Annotated in this window: 21 protein-coding genes; 16 read left to right on the plus strand and 5 right to left on the minus strand. The window is 56.3% G+C overall.

Translation table 11 applies throughout. From position 1 onward, the window contains the following. Position 1 precedes the first annotated feature (1 nt). The 3 genes from ACT3RW_RS06380 to ACT3RW_RS06390 are packed head-to-tail and all read left to right on the plus strand — an operon-like array spanning position 2 to position 3,101. On the plus strand, positions 2-1,126 hold the full coding sequence (locus ACT3RW_RS06380; protein WP_444613185.1) for a FecCD family ABC transporter permease: 1,125 nt from the start codon (positions 2-4) through the stop codon (positions 1,124-1,126). Continuing rightward, positions 1,123-2,223, plus strand: a complete 1,101-nt coding sequence (locus tag ACT3RW_RS06385; protein WP_444613186.1) for a FecCD family ABC transporter permease — start codon at positions 1,123-1,125, stop codon at positions 2,221-2,223. The genes ACT3RW_RS06380 and ACT3RW_RS06385 overlap by 4 nt, the downstream gene beginning before the upstream one ends. After that, complete coding sequence (locus ACT3RW_RS06390; RefSeq protein WP_444613187.1) at positions 2,220-3,101, plus strand: ABC transporter ATP-binding protein; 882 nt, start codon at positions 2,220-2,222, stop codon at positions 3,099-3,101. Before ACT3RW_RS06385 ends, ACT3RW_RS06390 begins: the two co-directional genes overlap by 4 nt. A gap of 444 nt (positions 3,102-3,545) precedes the next feature. On the opposite strand, the gene ilvD is transcribed toward ACT3RW_RS06390, so the two are convergent. Continuing rightward, positions 3,546-5,468 (minus strand): dihydroxy-acid dehydratase, encoded by a 1,923-nt coding sequence (gene ilvD / locus ACT3RW_RS06395; RefSeq protein ID WP_444613188.1) that lies wholly within the window; start codon positions 5,466-5,468, stop codon positions 3,546-3,548. 84 nt (positions 5,469-5,552) lie between these two features. On the opposite strand from ilvD, the gene ACT3RW_RS06400 reads away from it, so the two are divergent. The 3 genes from ACT3RW_RS06400 (at position 5,553) to ACT3RW_RS06410 (ending at position 8,900) form a co-directional block, all read left to right on the plus strand. Continuing rightward, positions 5,553-6,332 (plus strand): helix-turn-helix transcriptional regulator, encoded by a 780-nt coding sequence (locus ACT3RW_RS06400; protein ID WP_444613189.1) that lies wholly within the window; start codon positions 5,553-5,555, stop codon positions 6,330-6,332. Positions 6,333-6,403: 71 nt separating this feature from the next. Then, positions 6,404-6,634: a hypothetical protein gene (locus tag ACT3RW_RS06405; RefSeq protein WP_444613190.1), complete on the plus strand. Its 231-nt coding sequence runs from the start codon at positions 6,404-6,406 to the stop codon at positions 6,632-6,634. Between the two features lie 682 nt (positions 6,635-7,316). Beyond that, positions 7,317-8,900, plus strand: a complete 1,584-nt coding sequence (locus ACT3RW_RS06410; protein WP_444613191.1) for a Na+/H+ antiporter — start codon at positions 7,317-7,319, stop codon at positions 8,898-8,900. Between the two features lie 55 nt (positions 8,901-8,955). On the opposite strand, the gene ACT3RW_RS06415 is transcribed toward ACT3RW_RS06410, so the two are convergent. Both ACT3RW_RS06415 and ACT3RW_RS06420 read right to left on the minus strand, forming a co-directional pair. Then, entirely contained in the window at positions 8,956-9,696 is a 741-nt protein-coding gene (locus ACT3RW_RS06415; protein WP_444613192.1) for a hypothetical protein, read from the minus strand. A 318-nt stretch (positions 9,697-10,014) separates the two neighbouring features. After that, entirely contained in the window at positions 10,015-10,764 is a 750-nt protein-coding gene (locus ACT3RW_RS06420; RefSeq protein ID WP_444613193.1) for an alpha/beta fold hydrolase, read from the minus strand. Between the two features lie 113 nt (positions 10,765-10,877). Here ACT3RW_RS06420 and ACT3RW_RS06425 point away from each other — a divergent pair, with 113 nt between their 5' ends. From ACT3RW_RS06425 to ACT3RW_RS06445, 5 genes are read left to right on the plus strand one after another with little or no spacing between them, the layout of a single operon-like run. Then, positions 10,878-11,603 (plus strand): NUDIX hydrolase, encoded by a 726-nt coding sequence (locus ACT3RW_RS06425; RefSeq protein ID WP_444613194.1) that lies wholly within the window; start codon positions 10,878-10,880, stop codon positions 11,601-11,603. Positions 11,604-11,652: 49 nt separating this feature from the next. After that, positions 11,653-12,933 (plus strand): quinolinate synthase NadA, encoded by a 1,281-nt coding sequence (gene nadA / locus ACT3RW_RS06430; RefSeq protein WP_444613195.1) that lies wholly within the window; start codon positions 11,653-11,655, stop codon positions 12,931-12,933. Further along, the gene (locus ACT3RW_RS06435; protein ID WP_444613196.1) at positions 12,930-14,549 is read left to right on the plus strand and encodes an L-aspartate oxidase; all 1,620 of its coding nucleotides are present in this window, start codon (positions 12,930-12,932) and stop codon (positions 14,547-14,549) included. The genes nadA and ACT3RW_RS06435 overlap by 4 nt, the downstream gene beginning before the upstream one ends. Further along, positions 14,546-15,412 (plus strand): carboxylating nicotinate-nucleotide diphosphorylase, encoded by an 867-nt coding sequence (gene nadC, locus ACT3RW_RS06440; protein ID WP_444613197.1) that lies wholly within the window; start codon positions 14,546-14,548, stop codon positions 15,410-15,412. Before ACT3RW_RS06435 ends, nadC begins: the two co-directional genes overlap by 4 nt. Then, entirely contained in the window at positions 15,409-16,551 is a 1,143-nt protein-coding gene (locus ACT3RW_RS06445) for a cysteine desulfurase family protein (RefSeq protein ID WP_444613198.1), read from the plus strand. Before nadC ends, ACT3RW_RS06445 begins: the two co-directional genes overlap by 4 nt. 12 nt (positions 16,552-16,563) lie before the next feature. Here ACT3RW_RS06445 and ACT3RW_RS06450 read toward each other — a convergent pair whose 3' ends face one another. Then, complete coding sequence (locus ACT3RW_RS06450; protein ID WP_444613199.1) at positions 16,564-17,508, minus strand: NAD(P)-dependent oxidoreductase; 945 nt, start codon at positions 17,506-17,508, stop codon at positions 16,564-16,566. Positions 17,509-17,626: 118 nt separating this feature from the next. On the opposite strand from ACT3RW_RS06450, the gene ACT3RW_RS06455 reads away from it, so the two are divergent. The 5 genes from ACT3RW_RS06455 to ACT3RW_RS06475 all read left to right on the plus strand — a co-directional run bounded on the left by ACT3RW_RS06455 (position 17,627) and on the right by ACT3RW_RS06475 (position 24,192). Then, the gene (locus ACT3RW_RS06455) at positions 17,627-18,688 is read left to right on the plus strand and encodes a D-2-hydroxyacid dehydrogenase (RefSeq protein WP_444613200.1); all 1,062 of its coding nucleotides are present in this window, start codon (positions 17,627-17,629) and stop codon (positions 18,686-18,688) included. Continuing rightward, the gene (locus ACT3RW_RS06460) at positions 18,688-19,506 is read left to right on the plus strand and encodes an IclR family transcriptional regulator (RefSeq protein ID WP_444613201.1); all 819 of its coding nucleotides are present in this window, start codon (positions 18,688-18,690) and stop codon (positions 19,504-19,506) included. The genes ACT3RW_RS06455 and ACT3RW_RS06460 overlap by 1 nt, the downstream gene beginning before the upstream one ends. A gap of 197 nt (positions 19,507-19,703) precedes the next feature. Further along, complete coding sequence (locus ACT3RW_RS06465; RefSeq protein WP_262197965.1) at positions 19,704-21,182, plus strand: MFS transporter; 1,479 nt, start codon at positions 19,704-19,706, stop codon at positions 21,180-21,182. A gap of 407 nt (positions 21,183-21,589) precedes the next feature. Continuing rightward, positions 21,590-23,017 (plus strand): SH3 domain-containing protein, encoded by a 1,428-nt coding sequence (locus ACT3RW_RS06470; protein WP_444613202.1) that lies wholly within the window; start codon positions 21,590-21,592, stop codon positions 23,015-23,017. A 308-nt stretch (positions 23,018-23,325) separates the two neighbouring features. Further along, positions 23,326-24,192, plus strand: coding sequence for a carbohydrate kinase family protein (locus ACT3RW_RS06475; protein ID WP_444613203.1), 867 nt, complete (start codon positions 23,326-23,328; stop codon positions 24,190-24,192). 47 nt (positions 24,193-24,239) lie between these two features. On the opposite strand, the gene ACT3RW_RS06480 is transcribed toward ACT3RW_RS06475, so the two are convergent. Continuing rightward, a complete protein-coding gene (locus ACT3RW_RS06480; protein WP_444613204.1) occupies positions 24,240-25,433 on the minus strand; it encodes a D-alanyl-D-alanine carboxypeptidase family protein in 1,194 nt (397 codons plus the stop codon). Positions 25,434-25,439: the final 6 nt, after the last annotated feature.

Consider the following 25,439-nt stretch of genomic DNA (forward strand, 5'->3'; position numbering starts at 1 on the left):
CATGGTGAGCTCCACGCAACGTGGCGATATCAAAGATGTACCACCGGGTGCCTCCGTACCGCAGGTCAAGCCAAGTGCCCAACCGGTCACCGAAGTACTTGCCCCTGGAGGCAACTTGGTGGATTCTACCGGGGCCAAAATCCTCTGGTTAGTGGGCCTACTGGTGCTTTTGGCCTTCACCATTTTGTGTTCATTGGCTTTTGGCAGCCGGCACATAGACCTGTCGGTGGCGTGGCGAAGCATCGTCGAACCTTCATTGAATTCCGAAGAAGTTCAGGTCATTAGACAACTAAGAATTCCCCGTACGGTCTTGGGCGTGCTGGCGGGAATCGCCCTGGGCGTTGCCGGCGCGCTGATTCAAGCGCTAACCCGCAATCCGCTAGCTGATCCGGGGATCCTCGGGGTGAACGCCGGAGCGCAATTTGCGTTGGTGACGGCCAGCTTTTTCCTCGGCTCTCTGTCCGTCGTTGCTTCGATTTGGTGGGCATTGGTGGGAGCCTTGATAGCCACCCTCGCGGTGTATGGTTTGTCCCTGTCACGGCGTGGACGTAGCGCAGAACCTGCCACCTTGGTGTTGGCCGGTGTTGCCTTTGGCGCAGTACTTTCTGGAATCACCACGGCCCTGGTCTTACTCAGGCCACAGATCTTTGACATGATGCGAGTTTATGCGGCCGGAAACCTCAACGGACATGAGCTCTCCACTGTCGTGGTGATCGTTCCCTTCGTTGCGGTGGGACTGCTCATTTCACTGTGCTGCGCAGGGTCGCTGAATGCGATCGCCCTGGGTGATGCTCCGGCGAAAGCTTTGGGTGTGCGAATTGCACCGGTGCGTATCGCGGTGATTGCTTCGGTGACACTATTGTGCGGTGCGGCTACGGCATTGGCCGGTCCAATCGGGTTTGTCGGCTTGATGATTCCGCATGTGGTGCGCTGGCTCTTTGGAGTCCAGCAAGGGTGGATCTTGGTTTTCACCACGGTGCTCGCACCGGTCCTCCTGCTCGGCTCGGACATTCTTGGCAGGATTATTCTTCCCCACGCGGAGGTATCGGCCGGGATCGTCACGGCCTTCGTTGGAGCCCCGGTGCTACTGATCTTGGCCCGCCGAAAGAAAGCGAGCACGCTATGAGTAACAACAGCGTGATTGACCTAGCTCAGCCTGCAGAACATTCACTCGACCAGCCAATAAATGTTCCTACCGGCCGCCGGGAACTGCGTTTGCGGTTGGGCCGGTGGACCTGGCGTGTTGACCGCACCACTGCGTTGGTTGCTGCCCTGTTGGCAGTGGCAGCACTACTGACCGGGTTCATCTCGTTGGCCTTAGGAGACATTCGAGTTCCCTTTGACCAACTCCTGCCGGCGTTACTGGGGAACTCGGAGCGTCGCTATGAGGTGGTTGTGCGTGACTGGCGATTAACCCGCGTGATACTAGCCTTGGTCTTTGGTTTCGCCCTAGGAATTTCCGGGGCACTATTCCAGTCCTTGACGCGTAATCCGTTGGGTAGCCCCGATGTGATCGGTTTTAGTTCCGGCGCGTACACCGTGGCGTTGGCGCTCATGTTATTTACTACCGCTAGTGCAGCGCAGATTGCGGTGGGATCTATTCTTGGCGGTTTACTTGCAGCGGGACTGGTGTTCATCATTGCCAGCCGAGAGGGAACCAACGGTTTTCGGCTCATTGTGGTGGGCATCGGTGTAGGCGCGATGCTCGCGTCTGCCAACACCTTTATGCTCTTGGCCGCGCAACGTCAGGTCGCGATGTCTGCCGCAGTGTGGGGTTCGGGATCGTTGAACTCGGTCAGCAATACGGTTTTAGGTCCGTCCTTGGTGGGCATCGCACTATTTTCGGTGGCAGCGATTTTCCTGCAACGACAGGCACGAATCCTGGAATGTGGGGATGCCTTGGCCACCTCACTGGGGGTCAGTACTCGGGTCTTGCGTGCAGCAATGGTCATCGTTGGTGTCGGTCTGGTGGCTGTGACTACTGCAGCTGCAGGTCCCATCGCCTTTGTCGCCCTTGTGGCCCCTCAGATTGCCGCCCGGTTAACCCGCAGAGCCGAATTGGACTTGTTACCAGCCGGTTGTTTGGGTGCTTTGCTGCTGGTGCTGGCTGACACCGTGGCCCGAGTTGCATTCATGCCCATCCAGTTGCCGGTCGGTATCGTGACAGTTTGCCTCGGTGGCGTGTACTTAATTTGGTTGTTGGTAAGGGAGAGCCGTTCATGACTTCACTAGAGACAGAACTAACGCAGCACGGACACAGCGTAACGTCCGCCAAATCGGTTGCCACTGAGCGCGGCGAACCGGTGACCTCCCAAAGGCTTCAGGTCGAAGCAGTGCGCTTGGGATACGACCGAAAGCCCGTGATTGATTGCCTGGATTTGTCCTTTGAGCCGGGGAAGTTCACCGCAATTATTGGTCCCAACGGTTGCGGAAAATCGACGTTGCTCAGTGCCTTGGCGCGACTCTTGAAACCATCTGCCGGTCAGATCTTGCTCGGTGAAAAGGCTATAGATTCATTCAAGCCCAAAGCTTATGCGCGCGAAGTATCGCTACTGAGCCAGCAGGCGGTGGCACCCTCGGGAATCACCGTAGCTCAATTGGTTTCACGCGGGCGTTTTCCGCGTCAGGGACTCCTTGCACAACACGGTAGTGAAGACGAGGCCGCTGTGTATCAGGCTCTGGTGTCGACAGGGACCTTGGACCTAGCCACACGCAGGCTTTCTGATCTGTCCGGTGGTCAGCGTCAGCGAGTTTGGGTGGCTACCACCCTGGCACAGCAGGCGCCGATATTGTTGTTGGATGAGCCAACGACGTATATGGACGTTGCACACCAAGTAGATTTGCTTGATCTTTTCGCAACGCAACGTGATGCAGGGAAGACGGTCATTACCGTGCTTCACGATATTAATCAGGCAATGCGTTATGCCGATACTGTGGTGCTCATGCATGAGGGTAAAGTGCTGGGCAGTGGTGCACCTGATGAAGTTATCACCGTGGAGAGCCTTGGGGTGGCATTCGGTGTTCACTGCGAGATTCACCCAGATCCGGTCACTGGCGGTCCGATGATGGTCACTGTTCCCGCCCCACGTCGGGCACTTTGAGGGGGCTGAACCCTAAACCTGGTGGGTAGCTACTGGATGAGAAAGTGCGTGTGCGAATTGTTTCGAGTCATCTACGATTTGGCCCAATAGAGCATTTGTCTAATAGCCGTTCTCGTAGAAAGAGCCCAACAGGGATTCATCTGAGGTGGATGTTTGCGCCGAAGCGCCACGGTTCGTTCCACCAACACGAACAGATGGTGTGGCGTCACCGGTGATGTAGGAACCTGCGCCTCAAGCCAGCTTCGCTCGTCGATACCGGTGATAGTGAGGGCTTGTTATGGCCGGTTAGCACGGCTCCTGCGGTATTCACCGCTGGAGCCCTGAAGCTGTTGCAGCACCGTTGCCAGGCTCAATAATGCCTAGCGGCAAACAAAGAAAAAGCCGGTCCAGCCATAAGGCTGAACCGGCATTCTCACGCTTTTCTACTTGGGGAAAGAGCTCAGACTAGGCCTGAGCTCCTGCGCGTGCCGCGGCGGCTTCACGCTCATCGGCTTCGCGCAGTGCACGCTCCACACGATCAACGTCGCGGACCGCACCCTTATCGGCGGACAGAGCCATGGCTGCATAAGCACGCAGCGCAGGGGAGACCACACGTTCGCGGGTTGCTGGACGGTAACCGGTGGTGGAGATCAAACGTTCGCGGCGTTCGGCCAGCACCTCCTCGGAAACGTTCAAGGTCAGCTCACGAGTCGGGATGTCGATGGAGATGGTATCTCCGTCTTCAACCAATGCGATCATGCCACCGGAAGCAGCTTCTGGGGAAACGTGTCCGATGGACAGACCCGAGGTACCACCGGAGAAGCGACCGTCGGTGATCAGTGCGCAAGACTTGCCCAGACCGCGACCCTTGAGGAAGGAAGTTGGGTAAAGCATTTCCTGCATACCCGGTCCACCCTTAGGACCCTCATAACGGATAACAACAACGTCGCCTTCCTTGACCTGCTTGTTCAAGATCTTTTCTACGGCTTCATCCTGGGATTCGCAAACCACGGCTGGGCCGGAGAAGGTCCAGATCGATGGGTCAACACCAGCGGTCTTGACCACTGCACCGTCTACGGCGATGTTGCCGCGAAGCACGGCCAGGCCGCCATCCTTGGAGTAGGCGTGCTCTACCGAGTGGATGCAACCTGCTTCTGCGTCGGTGTCCAGTTCTTCCCACTGAGCCGACTGCGAGAAAGCGGTGGACGAGCGTACGCCACCTGGGCCTGCATGCCACAGGGCGAAGGATTCCTCGGTGGCTTTGCCGCCACGGATATCCCAGTCATCAAGCCATTCACCCAAGGTGGTGGCGTGAACGGTGTGGACGGTTTCATCTAGCAATCCGCCTCGACGCAGTTCGCCAAGGATGGCAGGGATGCCACCGGCACGGTGAACATCTTCCATGTAGTAGATCTTGCCAGCGCCTGCAGCGTTTGGTGCAACCTTAGCCAAGCACGGTACACGGCGGGACACTGCATCGATTTCATCCAAACCAAACTCCACGCCAGCTTCGTGGGCGGCGGCGAGCAGGTGCAGGATGGTGTTGGTGGAACCGCCCATGGCGATATCCAAGGCCATGGCGTTGCCAAAGGCTTCGACGGAGGCGATATTGCGAGGCAAGACCGTCTCATCGTTGTCGGTGTAGTAGCGGTTAGCGATGTCTACTACCAGCTTGCCGGCGTTTTGGTACAGGTCCTTGCGGGCGGTGTGGGTGGCAAGGGTTGAACCGTTACCTGGCAGTGACAGACCCATGGCTTCGGTCAGGCAGTTCATCGAGTTGGCGGTGAACATACCAGAGCAGGAACCGCAGGTAGGGCATGCGGCCTCTTCGATACGCAAGAGGTCAGCGTCCGAGATGTTTTCGTTCACGGCATCCGAGATGGCATCTACGAGGTCCAGGGTACGTACGGTGCCATCGACCAAGGTGGCGCGTCCGGATTCCATGGGTCCACCGGAGACAAAGACGGTAGGGATGTTCAGGCGCAGTGCGGCCATGAGCATACCCGGGGTGATCTTGTCACAGTTGGAGATACAAATCAGTGCGTCAGCACAGTGTGCATTGACCATGTATTCCACGGAGTCAGCGATCAAATCGCGCGAAGGCAACGAGTAGAGCATGCCGCTGTGGCCCATAGCGATTCCGTCATCAACAGCGATGGTATTAAATTCGCGGGGGATACCGCCGGCAGCCTTAATGGCTTCGGAAACGATGCGACCTACTGGCTGTAGGTGGGTGTGTCCGGGGACGAACTCGGTGAAGCTGTTGGCCACGGCGATGATTGGCTTGCGGCCAAGATCTGCGCCATTAACGCCGGCTGCGCGGAACAGTGCGCGGGCGCCGGCCATATTGCGGCCATGGGTAACGGTGTGTGAACGAAGTGTGGTCATTTTAAAATCTCACCATAGATTTGTTCCGAAACCCAGACGGTGACGATACTAGTAGTACTACTACCATGATATGGGGATCGGGATATGAACGCAGGTCAGCGTCGCCGCGAAGAATTGGCGGCCTTCCTCAAAGACCGAAGAGCTCGCGCCGACAGGGCTTCACATGGTTTGCCCGAAGTGGGACGCAGTCGAGTTCGTGGATTGCGCCGTGAAGAAGTGGCCACCCTCGCTGGGGTATCTGCCACCTGGTACACCTGGTTGGAGCAAGCTAGAGACATCAATCCCTCACGTCAGGTGATGCAGTCTCTTGCGCGTCTCTTCCGCCTAAGTGCAGTAGAAACCAGCTACCTCTTGTCCTTAGCCGGCCACGGTGAATTGGCGCCGGAAGAATCCAGCCCAATGACTGACGCATTACAAAGACTTCTAGATGTCATGAATTTTCCGGCTTTCTTGCTGTCCGCCGACTGGGCCATCATTGGCTGGAACGCCGAATATGCGCAGCTCTATCCGAGAATTACCGCTGTGGACGTTGAGGACCGGAACTTGTTGTGGCTCGTGTTCACCGACGCTCAATTGCGCGAGATGCTTCCAGACTGGGAAAAGCAGAGTCGTGGTTTTGTGGGAAGCTTCCGTGCTGAAACCAGAGGCTGGCTCAGCCCGTCGGGAGAGACTGGAATCGTCGCACGAGTCTCGGCGGCTTCGGCTGAATTTGCTGCGATTTGGAATGAGCGAGATGTTGCTGGATTCCAATCAGGGGAGCGGGTCTTCCGCCATCCAGTCAAAGGGCTAACCAAATATGAACAGCACAACCTGACGCCAGCTGAAGCCCCAGACCTTACCCTGTTGATGTATACGCCACTGTAGGTGACCAGCTACATCCGCAATGTATTCTCTATTCAGCGAGAAATGATCTCGATGATTCCAGGAGTAGAGGAATGAACGGCATGCAACTCTATAGGATGCGATTTACCTACAAAGTGACGTGGGTTGATCGAGCAGGGAATGACCAGAACACCGAAATTGTGGTGACAGCATCGAACAACACCGAAGGGAAAGCTGAAGCGCTTCTCGTGGCGGAGAAGGCCTTGAGGGTGGAAGCCAGACTCGTTGACGGGGCCTACTTCACCGTCCGGGAGTTAATTAGCATCAAAGCGTTCAACGACTAAATGTCCATGGGTAAGCTCGACTCAAATACGGTCGATTGAAACTAAGTCTGGCGTCGTGCTCACGAGCTAATGGGATTTCTGAAATTCTAGAATGAACTTAGTTCCGACCTTGACAGTGAAACCGATTTTGCCCGAATCGCGATCTGTCTCGGCTTCCAGCACTTCGCGAAGTCTCCCTGCCACCTGAAGTGGTGCTTTTCTTATTCCTTCCGGCGTTGCGCTTTTGGGAGAGCCTGACTACCTCGCTGTGCGAGATTCGAGCTTAATCTTCGCGGAATTATTCTTGCCAGTACTGTACTTGTGCTGGTCACCGCTGAAGTCGTGGCTAGCCTTGCGCATGTTTTCTGCATGTCTGTCTCATGGTTAGTGGTTTTGGATCATGTTGGCGGGATGCTGATCAGAGCGGTCCAGCCATGAGCAGTACTGCCATTGCGCGCAGCGGCGGGTAGTCAACCCAAGAAACGGTACTGACCTTCTTGACCCCGTTTCTGGCGTACTTCGCTGCAAAAAGCGCAACGAGGCGGTCAACATCAATGTTCGTCGCTGGAAATACCTACGAAATCTTCCCCTGCCACACTGGAAGCACTACATAGTTTGGTGGGGATCGCGGAGATCGGCAGGCAACCGTTGAGTCTCCCACGTTGAACCGGGCAGCGGCGCCCCTTGCACGAAGGGGCAGATAATGTTTGGGCTCGAGCTAGTTGTCATATTGGGAATCACCATCGTTGTGTGTACCGGGTTGGCCAGCCGGCTGCATATCGCACCCCCGGTGCTTCTGTTGCTTGGCGGTCTTCTGTTGGGTTTTCTGCCAGCACTTCGCGAAGTCTCCCTGCCACCTGAAGTGGTGCTGTTCTTATTCCTTCCAGCGTTGCTCTTCTGGGAAAGCCTGACTACCTCGCTGCGCGAGATTCGAGCTAATCTTCGCGGAATCATTCTTGCCAGCACCTTACTTGTGCTGGTTACCGCTGGAGTCGTGGCTAGCATTGCGCATGTATTCGGCATGGCTTGGGGCCCAGCCTGGGTGCTTGGCGCGGCACTGGCGCCCACTGATGCCACGGCCGTTGGTGCACTGACCCGCACCTTCACACGCCGAGACGTGACAATTTTGAAAGCCGAAAGTTTGATCAACGACGGCACAGCTTTGGTCATCTATGGCATCGTCGTCGGAGCTACGGTAGGAACCGAAAAGATCACTATTGCTCATGTCTCATGGTTAGTGCTTCTGGCTTATGCCGGCGGGATGCTGATCGGGGCGGCCCTCGCATGGACCATACTGCGATTGCGCGCTGCGATGGATAGCCCAACCCAAGAAACGGTACTGACCTTCTTGACGCCATTTCTTGCATACTTCATCGCAGAGACCATCGAAGCATCAGGGGTGCTGGCCGTAGTGACTGCCGGGCTCATCATGAGCCAAGCCAAGCCGCGCAAGTCACGTGCCGCATCCAGGCGTCAGTCCCATGGCTTTTGGAGCCTGTCCACGTTCTTACTGAACGCTTCACTCTTTGTGCTGGTTGGGCTTGAAATGCAAGCGGCCATGAGGTCACTGGACTCCAGTCTCATTGCACGGGGCTCGGTGCTGCTGGTTGTCATTTCACTGGCCTTGGTCCTAGTGCGCATTGGTCACCTCTTCTCGGTGACCTACATTATTCGCTGGATAGACCGGCGCCCGGCGCAGCGTCTTCGCCGAGTCAGCCACAAAACACGCATCGTTAATGGCATGGCGGGATTCCGCGGAGCGGTGTCTCTAGCCGCAGCACTTGGCGTGCCATTGCTGGTGGCCTCCGGTGATCCGTTCCCGGAAAGGGAATTAGTTATCTTTGTCACTTCAGGCGTCATCGGAGTGAGCATACTTGTCCAGGGTTTGCTACTGCCGGTGGTGGTCCGATGGGCCCAAATGACGAGGGATACTGCCATCGACGAGGAACGCTACTTGGCCGAAAGAACGGCAACCGAGGCGGCCCTTGTTGAACTGGACGAAGCCGCCACCGTCCTAGGCGCGGACAAAGCCGTGAGCCAGAAGCTACGCGAGGATTTCGAAACCCATCTGCGTATCCTCAACGCCGGAGCCACGGACGGTGAAGGCGACGACGAGGTACGTCGAGACCGGCAATACCGGGCACTGCGCCTGCACATGTTGGAGCGTAGGCGTGAGACCGTCATGCGTCTGCGCAATGAGGGGCACATCGATGACACTGTCCTACGGCTGATCCACAACGACATGGATGCCGAAGAGCTGCGGCTAGGACCTGAGCGATTCTATTAAAGCTCGGATCCCATTTTGCCGCGTGGGAACTTAGACGAGCGGATTGATACAAAATCTAGTCAAGGTCCAGCGTGAAATCAGAACCATCCTTGCGCGGAATGGTGATGGTTCCCAGCTCTTTCGCCGTTGCCGGTTCCATTGCTACCGAGACAATCCCAAAGTCGGTAGCTTTGAACTCCACCGGTGGACGTAGATCTTCGTGATTGCCCGGAATCTTCAGCAAGACGGTACGGACGTCTTTCTCTGCCACATCTGGTGGAAGCATTGCCAGAACAACGCCGGGCTTTTTGTCGCTGCCATCGATGTTCAGCGTCAAGCCGTCCTTCTGTACCTCAGCGGGAGCGTCGCATTCAGTTTCGGGACCGTTAATAGTTGCACTGCCGTCACCGTCTCCGCTTTGCGCCCAGGCAACCAAGCATAGGTCGCCCTCTTTATTGGTTGCAGCAAATTCTTGGGCGTAGGACAACGGTGCCAGGGCCCTAAAATCGGACTTCTTGATGGATGAATCGTTGAACTTCTGGGACGGTCGGTCCTCGTCCGTCTGCGGCTTGGCCAACGTGGGAATGATGTCTTTCGCGCTGACGGATGCCAATGACTTAGATGCCGAGGCAGATGGTGATGCCGATGGTGTGGCGGATGATTTATCCCCTGATTTATCCCCTTTCTGCGACTGGCTAGTTGCAGAAACTGGCTCCGCCGAAGTGCCGGATTCTTCGCTTGTTGGGGACGCTGCCGAGCAGGATGTGGCCAGAAGAACGGCGCTGAGTCCAATGAGTAGCGGGAGCTTTGATTTCATCAGAAAACCTCGAAGTCTGTTGTGGATGTATCAACAAAGATGACGATCGTGCAGTCGATGGGGCTCATCGCGTTTGGACCAGCTGAACAATTGCCTGAGTAATTAACAGCACGTAGCTATGCGTTTGAACCGCTCTTAGAACAAGACGCTAACATCAGTCGAATCCGCGGGGCAAGCATTTTAGTCAAGATAATTGTTGAAAGAGATCAATCGAGGACTGTCGATAGTTTGAAGGCGAAATTTAGGTGAAGACTGGCATGGTGAACCATCAGGACATGACTTGTCTTGATGGTCTTCACCGGTCTTCGCGCTCAATTGCTAGTTGCCCAAGAAGTCCAGTGCTTTCTCCTTGAACTCGCGACTGGTCACGGCATTGGCATGATTGCGCCCGGCCAGCCACAACACCTCGTTCGCAGTTCCCGCGTCTCGCAGTAGTCGGCGCAACCGAGGCATGGTGGTTGCAAGGTCATCCTGGTCGCCAGCAACTAAAAGCGTGGGGACCGAAGGGATCTTCGCTGCGGGATCGTATGGCTCTGACTTGATGGCTTCGATCAACTCAAATAGGGTCGTGAGGTCATTGCTTGGTTCGGCGGAGGTAATCTTCATGATGGTTGCCGTGTAGTCATCGTTGATCGGTTCACCGGAAGTGACGTTGGCCTGAGCTTGCGCAAGATTAAAAGCGGCCAGCGGGTCGCCGGCTCCTGGGCCACCCATGATCAGGTGCTCCACCAGGTCTGGATTAAACGCCGCAAACTCCCACGCAAGGCGAGAGCCGAGCGAGTAGCCGATGACATCCACTGGTCCTTCATCTAGCTCCATGACAATCGCTGCCAGCGACTGGCGAATCTGGCTAGGTGCCCAGTTTCCCTCATTGCGGTGTGGGTCCTTGCCGTGCCCGGGCAGATCGACGAGCAGCACATTGCGCCCGGCATCAGTGAAATATTTCAGCCAACGCGAACGCTCCCAATTCAATTCGCCAGATGAGGCGAAGCCGTGGATGAAAAGCACGGAAGGGCCACTCACCTCAGCGTTTGTGCGAATCACTCGAAGATTTAGATCCAGTGTCATGCCATTGATCATAGGCCATTGTGTCCTGAATTCAGGACAGAGGTTAGCGTCAATCGAGACTTAATGTCAGAATGACTCTAACGAAATCTATGTAGTGAAAATGAGGCAACAACATGTCATCGGTACCCGGATGGGCCAACGTCAACGAACGGCGCAACCTGCCGCCGGCCTTGGCGGTCTCCACGGTGATCCTTGGCATTCGAGAAGGACAAGACGGTGGCCCGGATAAACTCTGCCTACCGCTGGTGCGCCGAATCCGAGAACCACACCAGGGGCTGTGGGCCCTACCCGGTGGACCCGTTGACGCACAAGAATCCTTGGGCCAAGCCGCGGGACGCAACCTGGCCGAGACCACCGGACTGCGCCCTAACTATCTTGAACAGCTTTATACCTTCGGTGATATCGATAGATCTCCAACCCACCGTCTGGTCACCATCGCCTACTTCGCCTTACTTAATGCCAACCAAGTGGGCACAACGGTTCAAGACGACAACGTGGCTTGGTTTGACATCGATGACCCAGCAATCGCGCAGCTGGCCTTTGATCACCGCAAGATTGTTGACTACGCGTTATGGCGCCTGCGCAATAAGACCGAGTACGGACAGATAGCCCACCGACTGCTCGGCGAACGCTTCACCCTGGCAGCACTACGCGGAGTATATGAAGCCATCTTGGGACGAAGGCTTGATCCCGCGAACTTCCGCCGCACGCTGAAGAACACCGCGACCATTGAGGCCACCGACGAGTACCTCGCTGGCGGACAACACCGACCTCCGCGGCTCTACCGCTATGTAGGCCACGGACCTGACCCGCTGGAAGTCGATCCCACGCAGACCTAGAACTTTTCACCAGCTTTATCTTTTTGATTCGCAAGAAATGGACAACCCCATGAGCACCGAACTAACTGACAACTTTGGATCTGTCGCACAGAACATCACCCGGCTAAACCTCTTGGCTCCAGAATCCACCTGCTCCACCGACCTGGCCGCAAACCCGTGGGACACCCCAGCCGGTTATGGTCCCGGAGCTTCCCAAGAGGACAAGATTCCTTCCGGGTACCCGGTGCAGGGCTCCATTCCGGAAGAGTATTTGAAGGCCAACGACGCTGACCTAGATGCACGGATTCTGGCTGCCAAAAAAACTCTCGGGGACAAAGCAGTGATCCTCGGACACTTTTATCAGCGTGATGAAGTGGTGAAATACGCGGACTTTGTGGGGGATTCCTTCCAACTGGCTAATGCCGCATTAAGCCGAGACAAGGCTGAAGCCATCGTCTTTTGCGGTGTGCACTTCATGGCCGAAACCGCCGACATTCTTTCCCGTGATGACCAATCGGTGATCCTTCCGAATCTTGCCGCGGGCTGCTCGATGGCTGACATGGCCGATGGGCCCAGTGTGCAGCAGTGCTGGGAGGAACTCACGGCGCTGTACGCAGATGAAGAAGATGACGGACGGATGCCGGTTATCCCGGTGACCTACATGAACTGCTCCGCTGAACTCAAGGCTTTTGTGGGTCGCAACGGGGGATTGGTCTGCACTTCATCCAACGCAGCGACCGTCCTGGAATGGGCTTTTGAACGCGGACGCCGGGTACTGTTCTTCCCTGATCAGCACCTGGGTCGTAATACCGCCAAGGCTATGGGCGTGCCACTAGAGCAGATGCCAATGTGGACACCGCGTAAAGAACTGGGCGGCAATGAGTCCCAGACTTTACTCGACGCCAAGGTCATTTTGTGGCACGGTTTTTGCTCCGTGCACAAGCGCTTCACCCCGGCCCAAATTGCCAAGGCGCGTGAAGACTTCCCCGGTGTACAGGTCATAGTGCACCCCGAATGCCCAATGGAAGTTGTCGACGCAGCAGACTCTGCTGGCTCCACCGACTTCATCCAAAAAGCTATCGCTGCTGCTACGGAACCAACTACCTTCGCCATTGGTACCGAGATCAACATGGTCAATCGTCTGGCTGCCCAGTACCCACAGCACACGATCTTCTGCCTTGACCCAGTGATCTGCCCCTGCTCCACCATGTACCGGATCCACCCCGGCTATCTCGCTTGGGTACTAGAGGAACTGGTAGAAGGACGCGTAGTCAACCAGATCACTGTGCCAAAAGAACAGCAGGGTGACGCAAAAATTGCCCTAGAGCGCATGCTGGCAGCAAAGCGATGAACAAGGCATTAAAGGAAGACCGGAAGCTGGTGATTATCGGCTCCGGTGTGGCTGGACTCTGCGCAGCATTGGAGGCCGCTCGGTTAGAACTGCCAGTAGTCATGGTGACCAAAGAGCAACTAGGTGCCGGAAACAGTGCCTGCGCTCAAGGTGGACTTTCGGCGGTGACAGCTCAAGGTGAGGCAGTAGGAGATAGCGTGGCTAGCCACGTAGCTGACACCTTGCGCGCTGGTGCCTGGTACGGCGGTCAAAATGCGGTTCAGGAACTATGCGGTGCAGCTGCCGAGCTGGTCAGCACGCTGGAAAAGTATCAGGTCCACTTTGATACCGATACGGCAGGCAACTATGAACTTGGGCTGGAAGCCGCGCACAGTGCTAACCGGATTCTGCATGCAGGCGGAGACGCTACGGGCGCAGGATTAGTCGCTGCGCTGACACAGGCCGTTCGCGCCGCTGCCTATGAAGGGAAAATAGATCTTCTAGAACATGCTCTGGTCACCGAAATCGTTTCCCGTGATGATGGACAGCGCACGGTGAACTATCTACAGGGAAATCAGCAACAGTCTTTCAATGCTGATTCGGTGCTCATCGCTACCGGTGGTATCGGCTCCCTGTACCAAGCGAGCACCAACCCGCAAGGTGCAACCGCTGACGGAATTGCGTTAGCTGCCCGTGCTGGAGCGGTGATTAGTGATCTGGAATTTATTCAATTCCACCCCACCTTGGTTGACCCAGCACTTCACCCGAATGCCGGCATGATCAGCGAAGCGGTACGTGGCGAAGGTGCCGTCTTGGTCAATGAACTCGGCCAGCGCTTCATGCTGGAGATTGATGAGCTGGCAGAGCTTGCACCACGCGACGTGGTGGCCCGAGCGATCCACACCCAATACCAAGCAGGCCATCAAGTCTTTATCGACGCCCGCGAAATAGAAAGCCAGAGAGGTGAAGGGTTCCTCGCCAGCCGTTTCCCTTCCATTAGCGCGCGGCTGAAAGCGTGCGGACTGGATCTTGCAGTGGCCCCAGTACCTGTGGTGGCAGCCCAGCACTATGTCATGGGTGGAATCCACACCGACACCCATGGACGTACCAGTGTGCCAGGGCTCTATGCAGCCGGGGAATGTGCCAATACCACTGTGCACGGGGGCAATCGTTTGGCCAGCAACTCGTTACTGGAAGCGATGGTCTTTGCCCGCAAAGCCATCTACGTCATGAGTACCGATGCACCGACACGAGCCTGCGAGCTCAGCGACCTACAAGTTACCCAGTTGCCACCGGTGCGGACCAAAGCGCCATTGGACCTAGCTCAGCTACAAGCATTGGCTAGTGAGCACCTCGGGGTACACCGCAGCGGGCATGGACTTGAACAGCTAATTTCCGTACTGGATTCCAGCGCCCCGGTAGCTCAAGAGCAACGTGCCCAAATTGAACTCAACAACCTGTTCACCAGCGCACGAATCATTGCTTACGCCGCGCTGGCCCGTAAACAAAGTCTCGGAGCGCATCACCGACTTGATGCGCCAGCTGGCAGCGATAACAGTAAGCAGCGTTTCGCCTGGGTTCTAGATACCGCGAAGCCAGCAATCAATCAGTCTGAAAGCAAGGAAGTCCACGCGTGAACCAGCCCATCCGACCGGTACCGGCCCAAGCTATCGACCGCATCTTGGACATCGCTTTTGCCGAAGACAATCCACGGGGAGATCTCACCGCAGATTCCATCGTTCCTGTGGGCGCAGTGGCTACCGCAGTAGTCAGCGCGCGTGAACCTGGAGTACTTGCCGGAGCCGAAGTCTTTACCCGAGCCATGACAATGGTCAATGCTCAGATTGAGGTTACTGCGCTGATCCAAGACGGAGAGAAATTTGAGGTTGGAGAGCAACTACTCAAAGTCCACGGACCAGCAGCCTCGGTATTGACCGCAGAGCGGGTAGCACTGAACCTATTGCAGCGTATGAGCGCCATCGCCACAGCTACAGCGCAGCTGGTAGACCTCGTTGCGCACACCAAAGCCCGCATTGCCGATACCCGAAAAACCACACCGGGCCTACGGGTACTTGAACGGTATGCAGTGCGTTGTGGTGGGGGAGTGAATCACAGAGATAATCTCTCCGACGCATTCATGGCCAAAGATAACCATCTGGCATTACTTGGTGAGGGTGAAGAGCTCACTAAAGCGCTGGTAGCGGTTCGCGCCCGGTTGGGACACACCACCGCCATGGAAGTTGAGGTGGATCGAATCGAGCAGATCCCCGCAGTTCTGGCAGCCGGGGTAGATGTGATCATGCTGGATAACTTTGATCTTGCAGACATCCCCGCAGCTATAAAGCTCATTGATGGGCAGGCCATCATCGAAGCCAGCGGCACGGTTAGCGCTCAAACTGTCGGACCTATCGCTGAAACGGGCGTGGACATCATCTCCAGCGGAGCCATTACCCACTCGGTGCGAGCCATTGACCTCGGTTTGGATATGGTTATTGCATGATCTACATGGACGCCGCCTCCACCGCACCGCCGAGACAAGAGGTTCTTGACCTCGTCACCCCGCTACTTACTAGCAACTACGGCAACCCGGCGTCCCTACACGAATTGGGCCACCAAGCTAAGCGCGCCAGCGACTGGGCACGCGCTCAAGTTGCCGATCACCTCGGGGTAGACGAAAGCGAAATTTACTTCACCTCTGGTGGCACCGAAGCCGATAACACTGCAGTGATCGGCGCAGCCTTGGCCAATCCGCGTGGAAAAGTTGTCGTGACCAGTTCCATTGAGCACCCGGCTGTACTAGAGGCCTGCGCCTATCTGGTGCAGTTCCATGGCTTCACCCACCGCATGATCCCGGTAGGGCGTAACGGAATAGTGGACATGGACGCAGCCAATGACCTCATTGATGAGCACGTCGCAGTGCTATCGGTGATGGCGGTGAACAATGAAGTTGGAACCATCCAACCCATCAAGGAACTAGCTTCACTTGCACACGCAGCCGGTGCCTTGATGCATACCGATGCGGTACAGGCCGCGGGATGGCTGGACCTTTCGCAGCTCGCCTCCCACGTTGATGCACTGAGCATTTCTGGGCACAAGATTGGCGCATTAAAAGGAAGCGGAGTCCTGTACTTCAGCAACCGTCATCGCCTGGTCCCTTTACTGCACGGTGGGGGACAACAAGGCGGTGTACGCTCAGGCACTGAGAACCCAGCAGCTGCAGTAGGAATCGCACGAGCCCTGCAACTCGGCGCCGAGCAACGCGAGGCGTCAGCCGGTGATAGCTACTCGAAGTACCTCATTGAGCGCATCACCAAAGAGGTGAACGCAATCGCGCCAGGCCTAGTAGAACTCACCGGGGATCCTGAACAACGAATCGGCGGCATCGTTTCCTTCGTCTTCCCACGCACCGCGGGCGAAACAGTACTCATCGAGTTAGAGCGCAAAGGAGTGCTGTGCTCATCAGGTTCGGCCTGCTCGGCCGGAAGCACCGAACCCTCAGCTGTGCTCACGGCCATGGGGTACGAGGAGGAACTCGCACATACCGCTGTACGTTTATCCTTCACCCGCAGCACCAAGGAAAACGAGATCAGCCAGGTAGCCAGCGCGGTGGTCGCCACCATCAAATCTCTGGTGAGCTAAGCAGCCAGTGGCTTAGCGGTCAGCGATAAAACGCTTGGTGACGGAGATGTCTCGGTCGCCAAGGCCCGCATCAATGACTTCCTCAATGGCCGCACGTAGCTGGGGAAGCAGCATCACATTGGTGTCGGTGGCTTCGGCGATCTCGTTAGCTCCGTGAAGATCTTTACGCATGTACTTGATAGCGCCAGAAGGTGAATCATCGCCTGAGACCAGTCGATCTTTACGGCTATCAAGTAGGCGCGAAGATGCGTACCCGTGACCCAATAGGTCCCACATGGCTTCCAGATCTAGCCCGGAACGCTCGGCCAACACCGACGCTTCACCCAAGGCAAAGATGGTGGCGCTGACAACCAATTGATTACACGCCTTAGCAACCTGACCGGACCCGAGTTCGCCTAGACGCACCGACGTGCCACAAGGTGCCAATGCCTCAGATGCTCGTTCACAAAGAGCTGGTGATCCGCCAAGCAGGATGGAAAGCGTGCCTGCTTTGGCACCATCCTCGCCACCTGAGACCGGTGCGTCGACGACGTTAATGCGCTCGCCGAAACGTGCGGTGAGGTCTTCAGCTAGTTTGCGTACCCCGGGGGCCGAGCACGTGGAGCCAATAAGAAGCAGTAGTGGTGGGGCTGTTTCGGATCGCTGTTCCAGCCCGGCCAAGAGTCCTTGGGCACCTTCTAGAGTTTCGCTGATCTGTGGAAGGTCCGGAAGCATAAGTAGAACTTCATCGCATTCGGACGCAAGTTGCGCCGCATTGGATGCCCACCGAATGTTTTCTGGGTTTGTGCCGTCTTTCAACTCTGATCGTAGGTCGGTGAGCACCTGGTCTTCCGGTCGGCTGGAAGTCACGGTAACTACTCCGTGGCCCTCGGCTAGCAGTCTGGCCATAGGGCGTCCCATGGCTCCAAGACCGATCACGCCTACAAGAGGTGTGTTCTTTTGTACTGGTGAATTCATCAGCAACTCCTTTGTTGTGAAGTGGAACGACGTAAAAAAGGGTGGTCAATATAGAGAACTCTGTTCAATATACTGTCCAAGACGCTATGCTGTCACCAGACGGAAGGAAAACAGAGCAATGACGCCTACAACACAACGCCTGCGCGTGGGAATCGCCGTAGATGTACCCGCGGCAGATATTGAACTCATGCAAGAACTCGAACCCCGCTTGGAATTCATTTATGAACCGGGGCTTTACCGGCCGCAGCGCTGGCAAGGTGACTGGGAGGGTGATCCGCAGTTCACGCGCACGGCCGAACAAGCTGAACGCTATCAAGAGATCATCACTTCATCACAGGCACTCTTTGGAATTCCGGACGTAAACCCAGGACTTCTGAAGAAGACCGTGGGCGAAAACTCCGAACTTCGCTGGGTGCACACCACTGCTGCCGGTGGTGGCGCGCAAGTTAAAGCCGCAGGGCTGACCACGGAAGAACTGGAGCGCGTCGCCTTCTCCACCAGTGCCGGAGTCCACGGTTCAACTCTGGCGGAATTTGCCCTCTTTGGTGTTCTGGCCGGTGCAAAGAATCTGCGCAAGCTTGAAGCTGACCAAGCCAATAAGTTCTGGCCCTCGGAACGCTGGGGTATGCGCCATCTAGATGAGATGACCATTCTTGTTGTTGGCCTCGGCGGCATTGGTACCGCAGTAGCGGAACGCTATAAGGCCTGCGGATCTACCGTTTGGGGAACCTCGCGTAGCGGCCATCCGGTTGCCGGTGTGGATCGACTGATTGATCCTTCCAAGCTAGCCGAAGTGGCTGGTCAGGTAGATGCCATTGTCGCCACGCTTCCAGGCACCAAGAGTACCGAAGGACTGCTGGGCGCTGACGTCTTTGAAGCGGTCCGCGAAGGAACCATCTTTGTGAACGTGGGACGTGGAACTGTGGTTGATGAATCTGCGCTCATCCCTGCATTGCAGGCGGGTAGAATCGGATTTGCTGCCCTAGATGTGGTGGCTCAGGAACCGTTGGATCCGAACAGCGTTTTGTGGGATCACCCGAATGTTTTGATCAGTCCGCATACAGCTGCGCTGAGCAGCCAAGAGACTACGCGAATCGCTCGTCTCTTCGCTCATAATGCAACGTGCTTCCTGGATGGTCAGGACTTGCGCAACAAGGTCGACACCGTAGAATTCTACTAATGACAAGCGAAATTGAGGTTACTGAAGGCACCGGCGAACGGGTTAATAGAGACCCTGCGCCGGCGGTGACCCGAGCCTTGGGAATTCTAGGTCTGCTTGCTGAAGCCGATGGTCGTGCGCTCTCACTTAGTGAGCTCGCACGAACCTTGGGCATTGCCAAATCCTCCTGCGCCAACCTTTGCCAAGCATTGGAAGACGGCGAAATGATACGGCGCACCAGTGACGGATTTGGACTGGGTCGACGCAATGCCGAACTTGGTGGAGCGTACTCGCTGCAGTTCAATCAGGTGCGCGAATTCTTCGGGCTCATCTCATCCTCACCCACCCTGCGTGGTGAGCTGGTGCAGATTGCCATGCTTGATGGCGCGGACGCGCTGTATCTAGCTCGTCATGAGGGGCGTATGCCTTACCGCTTTGGTGCTCCTCTGGGTTCGCGGTTACCAGCCGTCTTTAGTGCGGCGGGTAATGCGCTGCTGATGTCGCTCACCGAAGATCAGCTGACCGAACATATCGATCAGAATCTACCATTGCGCAGTGGGATTGATGGTCTGGAAGTGACGCCGAAGGAACTTCGTCAACGATTGACGCTGGCGCGTGAGCGCGGCTTTGCGGTGGATGAAGGGCACTCAACCAGTGGTGTTACCGGCGTAGCCGTACCATTGGCTGCTTGGTCGCCAGGAGATCCGCCGCTGGCTCTGGGAACTGCTATTCCGATGGATCAGGCTGACCCGTTACGCGTAGCTGCAGTAGGTACTGCACTACGCGAAGTAGCTGCGCGTCTTGAAAATCCTTGGAGAGCCCGCGCCGCACGAGACTAATTGTCTCTAGCGAAAACTAAATAGTGTTTTAGAGCGTCACCTCGTTTCCCCTTGTGAAGGGCGTGCGAGGTGGCGCTTTTGTTTTCCAAGAAATATCAACCAAAAATAATGTGTCCAATATGTTGTACAGCGTTCGCTATGCTGGTATCTTCAATTCAGGTAGAAGTGATGTGCTTCACTCGTCAAAGGAGACCACCATGAATTCAACGCCAACGGGAGCCACCGGCTCCGGCGGTTCAGCACTTGATGCGAACTACGCTAAAAACCTGCAACGGGCCACCTTGGCCTCGAGTATTGGTAGTGCACTGGAGTATTTCGACTTCGCTCTGTACGGCTTGGCCACGGCGCTGATTTTCAATGTGCTCTTCTTCCCGCAAGGCGATCCGGCCATGGCCACGGTGGCAGCATTCGCCACCTTTGGTGTTGGATTTATTGCTCGGCCTTTTGGCGGCCTGTTCTTCGGAATGCTCGGTGACCGGCTGGGGCGAAAGATTGTCCTGATCATCACCATCATGCTGATGGGCGGCGCATCAACCCTGATCGGTGTATTGCCGACCTATCAGATGGCCGGCATCTGGTCCCCAATTCTGCTGGTGCTCCTGCGCCTCTTGCAGGGCTTCGGCGCAGGCGCCGAACAAGCTGGCGCTACCGTGCTGATGGCAGAGTACTCGCCAACTGCGCGACGCGGTTTCTTCTCGGCCTTGCCATTTATCGGCATTCAGGCCGGAACTCTGCTGGCCGCAGTGGTGTTCTCGCTGCTGACCATGCTTCCCGAAGAAGCATTGATGACCTGGGGCTGGCGTGTACCTTTCCTAGCATCATTCTTGCTGATCATCCTGGCCGTGCTTATCCGTTCAAAGCTGGAAGAAACCCCAACCTTTGTTGAGATGGAAAAGCGCGAGCAGGTTTCAGAGCACCCACTGCGTGAACTCTTCCGCAACGGTTTCCCCGGCGTGCTGGTAGGTATCGGTCTGCGCATGGCGGAAAACGGTGGCTCCTACATGTTCCAGGGCCTGGCACTGAGCTTCTTTGTCACCGTTGTGGGTCCAGAAGCCGACAAGGGCTTGCTTACCTGGGGTGTGACTATTGGTTCGCTGATCGGTGTCTTCTCGGTACCGTTTGCCGGAGCACTCTCTGATCGTTTCGGACGTCGAATCATTTATCGTGCCGGCGCGGTCTTCATGCTGGTGTACTCACTGCCAGCATGGTGGGCCTTGACCCTGGGCAGCCACGCCTTGGCCATTGCCGTGATCGCAGTGGGCATCGGCATTGGTGTTGCCACGATGCTTGGCCCACAGTGCGCCATGCTTCCTGAACTCTTTGGCAGTCGTCACCGTTACTTGGGTGTGGCTATGGCCCGCGAAATCTCTGCAGTGCTCGCCGGTGGTTTGGCCGGTGTGCTCGGTGCCTACCTGATTGCCATCACCGATGGCAGCTGGTTGGTCTTGGGACTGTATATGGCAGTGCTTTCGGCCATCACCGTAGCTTCGACCTTCTTGGTTCCTGAAACCCTGCGTCGAGATTTGACCCGCACCGACGATGCAGTCAAGATTTCCTCGGTAGAAGCAGGCGACGATGTCTGGCTCTCCGGCAGTCAAGGTATGGGTGCCTCGGCAGTTTCTGCTCGCACCTCCTTCACCGTAGACCGGGAGCCGGTCTCGATGGACGAACGGTAGATCCCAACGGCCACAAATGACCGTGGGTAGATAACCAAAACTCAAAACGCGAACCTCCAAGCAACTCGGTTGCTTGGAGGTTCGCTTTGTTCTGGGCAAAACACTAATTTTGTGAACCCTGCTACTGGGGGACTGGTTTAGTGGTCTGGACTACCCAGAAGTAGTAAAATGACGAAAAACTTGTTACTCGGCGTAAGTTTTGGCGCTGAGATGGCTGAATTTAGGTGCGCAGAGCGCCGCGATGTGGCAAAGTTACACTGGGCGCAGTCCATAATAGGGCGCGGCACCGGCGCAGTCTCGTGGCTGAGGCCAAAACTAAAGTCAACTCGCATCATTAGTTCGGGTAGCGCTAGACCACGCACATCAGGTGGCAAGCGACTGCACTGAGCCACAAACAGAAGGACCCTATGAGGATTCCTGGACGTAGTGCCGCCTTAGCGCTGGCCGTAACCATGACCATCGGAACAGGTGCACAGGCAGCGGTTGCAACCGCAGCCACCCCTGAAGTTCCCAAATCATTGCCTTCGACTAAGCTCAACGTCGCAGCTGCAAAGTCCACAGTCACCAAGCGCACCACGGCGAATCTGCGCTTGCGTGCCAAGGGCAGCACATCTTCGGCCACCTTGGCGGTCATTCCCAAGGGAACCAAACTCACCATTTTGGGCACCAGCGGATCATGGAGCAAGGTTCGATACGCTGGCAAGACCGGTTGGTCTTCCAACTCCTACCTAGCCACCGTCTCCGCGTCGCAAAACAACGGTGACGCCGTGCGCTACACCATTGCCAATCTGAACCTTCGCAGTGGCGGTGGAACCAACTATCGCTCGCTGGGTGTGATCCCTAAGGGTGAGCGTGTCACCGTCCTGAAAACTTCAGGTGGCTGGGCCAAGGTTTCTTCTTCCAAGGGCACCGGCTGGTCCAAGGCCAGCTACCTCAAGTCCTCGGGCGGTTCCTCGACCCCAGAGAAGTCCACCCCGGAAACAACGAGCACTTCTCGTTACACCACAGCTAACCTGAATCTGCGTACCGGTGCTGGACTCAGCTACCGTTCACGGGGTGTGATCCCCAAGGGCGAAAAGGTCAAGGTCTATCGCTCCTCGGGCAACTGGGCTCAGGTTTCAACTTCCAAGGGAACAGGCTGGGTCAGCAAGTCGTACCTCGGCAATGCCGCTACGCCGCAGAAGCCACAACCAGCGCCTAAACCAGAGCAGACTCCTACCAAGACTGCCTACGCCACTTCCAGCGTGAACCTTCGTTCCGGTCCGGGAACTAACTACCAGATCAAGGGAGTTGTTCCGGCTAGTTCCAAGGTTCAGGTACTCAGTGCCGAGGCCGGCTGGTCAAAGGTTTCCGGCAGTGTTGGTGTTGGCTATGTCGCCTCTAGCTACCTGAGCACTTCGGCAACTGGCTCGTCAACCAGCGGGGTGCGCAGCGATACCCGACTGGTCATGAACACTGTCAGCAGACTATTCGCCGGCGATTTCACCTCACTGGGCACTCTGCGTTCAGGCTCTGTAGGCCATAGCTCAGGACGAGCAGTAGACGTGATGATCCGCAATTACCAGAGCGCCTCAGGCGTTCAGGCCGGTGACCGCATCGCTCAGTTCCTTCTGGATAACCGTCAGCAGCTGGGCATCAGCTACCTGATTTGGCAGGACAAGATCTGGTTGGGTGAGAGCAAGGGATGGGAGCCATACTCTACTTCAGGTAAGTACGGCACTCAGTTCACAAACAACTGGACTGACAACACCCGACACATGAACCATATCCATGTGGAGACCTTTGGTGATTCTGCAACCGGTGGGGCACTAAACTACCGCATGCTGAACGGCTAAAAGCAACGCACAAAGCAGTAGACGCTTGAATATTGTGTTCAAGCGTCTACTGCTTTAATAGGCCTCGGCAGCCGGAGTGCTGGCTCGTCGCACCGCAGCCGGGGCGTGAAGGGCAGCGGGCCAATGAAACCTGACAGAGCTTTCGCCCTTCAGCTCCAGGACTCTGGCGCCTGGCTACAGCGTGTTATAGGTTGGGCGTGTTGTGAACGCTGTCTGCGGGGAAGGACCTGACCCCGCATTTGATATGTGCTTCACCGAACCTTGGGCTCCGCCCCGCAGACGTTTCAGATATCTCAGGAGAACCATTGATGGCCTCATCCCGCATTGTCATTGCCGGTCCGGCCACATGGAATCATCTGATCAAGATGGATCACCTACCAGAACCGGTACCTCACACGCAGTTCGCACAGTCAGCCTGGCACACGGTAGGCGGAACAAGCGCGGGTAAAGCACTGCATCTGGCCGGGCTGGCAGCGGATGTTGAGCTATGGACCAGTTTGGATGAGGACACAGATGGCACTCGGGTAAAAAGCCTGCTCGAAACCGCCGGAGTCCACGTTCAGGTCATCCCAAGCAAGGACACCGAACGGCACGTTAACCTCATGGCTGGTGGAAGCCGAGTTTCCGTCTATGTCTCTACGGTCTCTGCACCAACAGCCGCGTCGGTAGCAGCCCTTTGTGAGGCAGTAATGGGCGCACGTGTTGCGGTCATCGACCTCAGCGTCGTGGGCCAGCACCTCTTGGATTTGTTACCTGTTGAGCACCCGCCACTGTGGATGGATCTACATGACTATGACGGGTCCTCGACCTTCCACGAACCATTTCTGAGCCGGGCCAGCACAGTCTTCATGAATGACGACGGAACTGATGATCCCTGGACGCTCATGAAGTCCTGTCTTGAACGTGGCCCGCAGCTGGCGGTGTGCACCTTGGGTGCCAAAGGTGCGATCGCCTTGGAAGCTGACGGCACCCGGCACCAGGTTGCAGCCGCACCGGCAACAATAGTTGACACCAACGGTGCAGGCGATGCGTTCATGGCAGGGTTCCTCGCTGCAACTCTGAACGGTAACGACGTCCAGGAAGCGTTAAGCGCGGCCGCGCACCAAGCTACAGAAGCTCTAAAAACCAGGCACTTGCATCCGGTGCTCGCCGAGCTCTGGCAGCCGATTGATTAGCAGCTAGCTGACTATGTCCAAGGGCTGCGGCATTTTATTGTGATGATTTAACGCAAGTACTTGCCAGAGGCCCAACCGTTTTTACCGGCGTACTTCACTGGGTACCACCCCGATTTTTTGGAACCGGTGACGCTCACCTTTTTACCCTTGGGGATTGTCAAGATGATTCGGTGGTTGGTTCCGTTACCGGATCGCATGTTCAGGTTTTCAGTCGTCTTAGCCGACTTTGCCTTGATGGTCTTGGAGTCATCCTTTTTTGGAGTGTCCTTGGACGTATTCGATGGCATGGAGATGTTCTTTAGGTACTTGCCAGAAACCCAACCGGTCTTTGAACTGTACTGAACCTGGTACCAACCCGAATTCTTGGAACCGGTGAGCTTGACGGTTTTGCCGTTAGGAATGGTCAGCAAAATTCGGTTGCCGGTGCCAGCGCCGCTACGCATATTCAAATTTGCGCTTGTTTTTGCCGTTCCTTTGGCGCTCTTGGAAGGAGGAGTGGTGGACTTGCTTCCGGCAACACCGTAGTAGGCCTCAAGAGTTTTCGCGCCTGAGTTCTTGTAGCTCTTGGCCAGTGACGTTCCCAAGTAGCGGAAGTGCCATGGCTCGTACGAGTATCCCGTGATCGATTCTTGGCCCTTCGGATAACGAAGGATGAAGCCGTACTTATGTGCATTCTTTGCAACCCAACGGCCAACAGGAGTATCGGCAAAGCAGGCTTGCAGGCCGCAAGCGCTGTTGTTGTTTCCAACATCGATGGCCAGGCCCGTTTGATGCTCGCTGGTTCCGGGGACGGCCGAAATCTTAGATGCGTAGCTCTGACCGTAGATTCGTGTGTAGTAGTTGTAGAGCTCCGCCTGACGGGCGTAGGAACGGTAGCCGCTGACCGCACGAATCTTGACTCCGTCTTTGGCTGCTGCCTTGACCATCGTGGTGTAAGCAGATGATGCCGAAGATTTCAGGCGAACGTTAGTGCCTGGTACTGCAACTGTCTTAGGTGCGTATTTTTTGGGGCTCAACGGGTAGCTCTTGTTCACAAATACGTCGGTCCGGCTCGGATCACGCTGGATCTTGCGTGCAGCTATGTGTACCGCCGAGTCTACCGAGAGTGCTTGGGTGCTGATTTCGCTCGGCGCAGCAATGCTCGGAGTGGCAGAGGCTGGAGCTAACGGCATCAATGTTGCCATTAACGCAACACTTAGCGTCGTGGCCAGAGAAAGTCTAAGCATGCGTGGCGATTTCATGCGTGT

The organism is Glutamicibacter sp. AOP5-A2-18 (genome assembly GCF_052446055.1).
Classification (GTDB): Bacteria; Actinomycetota; Actinomycetes; order Actinomycetales; family Micrococcaceae; genus Glutamicibacter.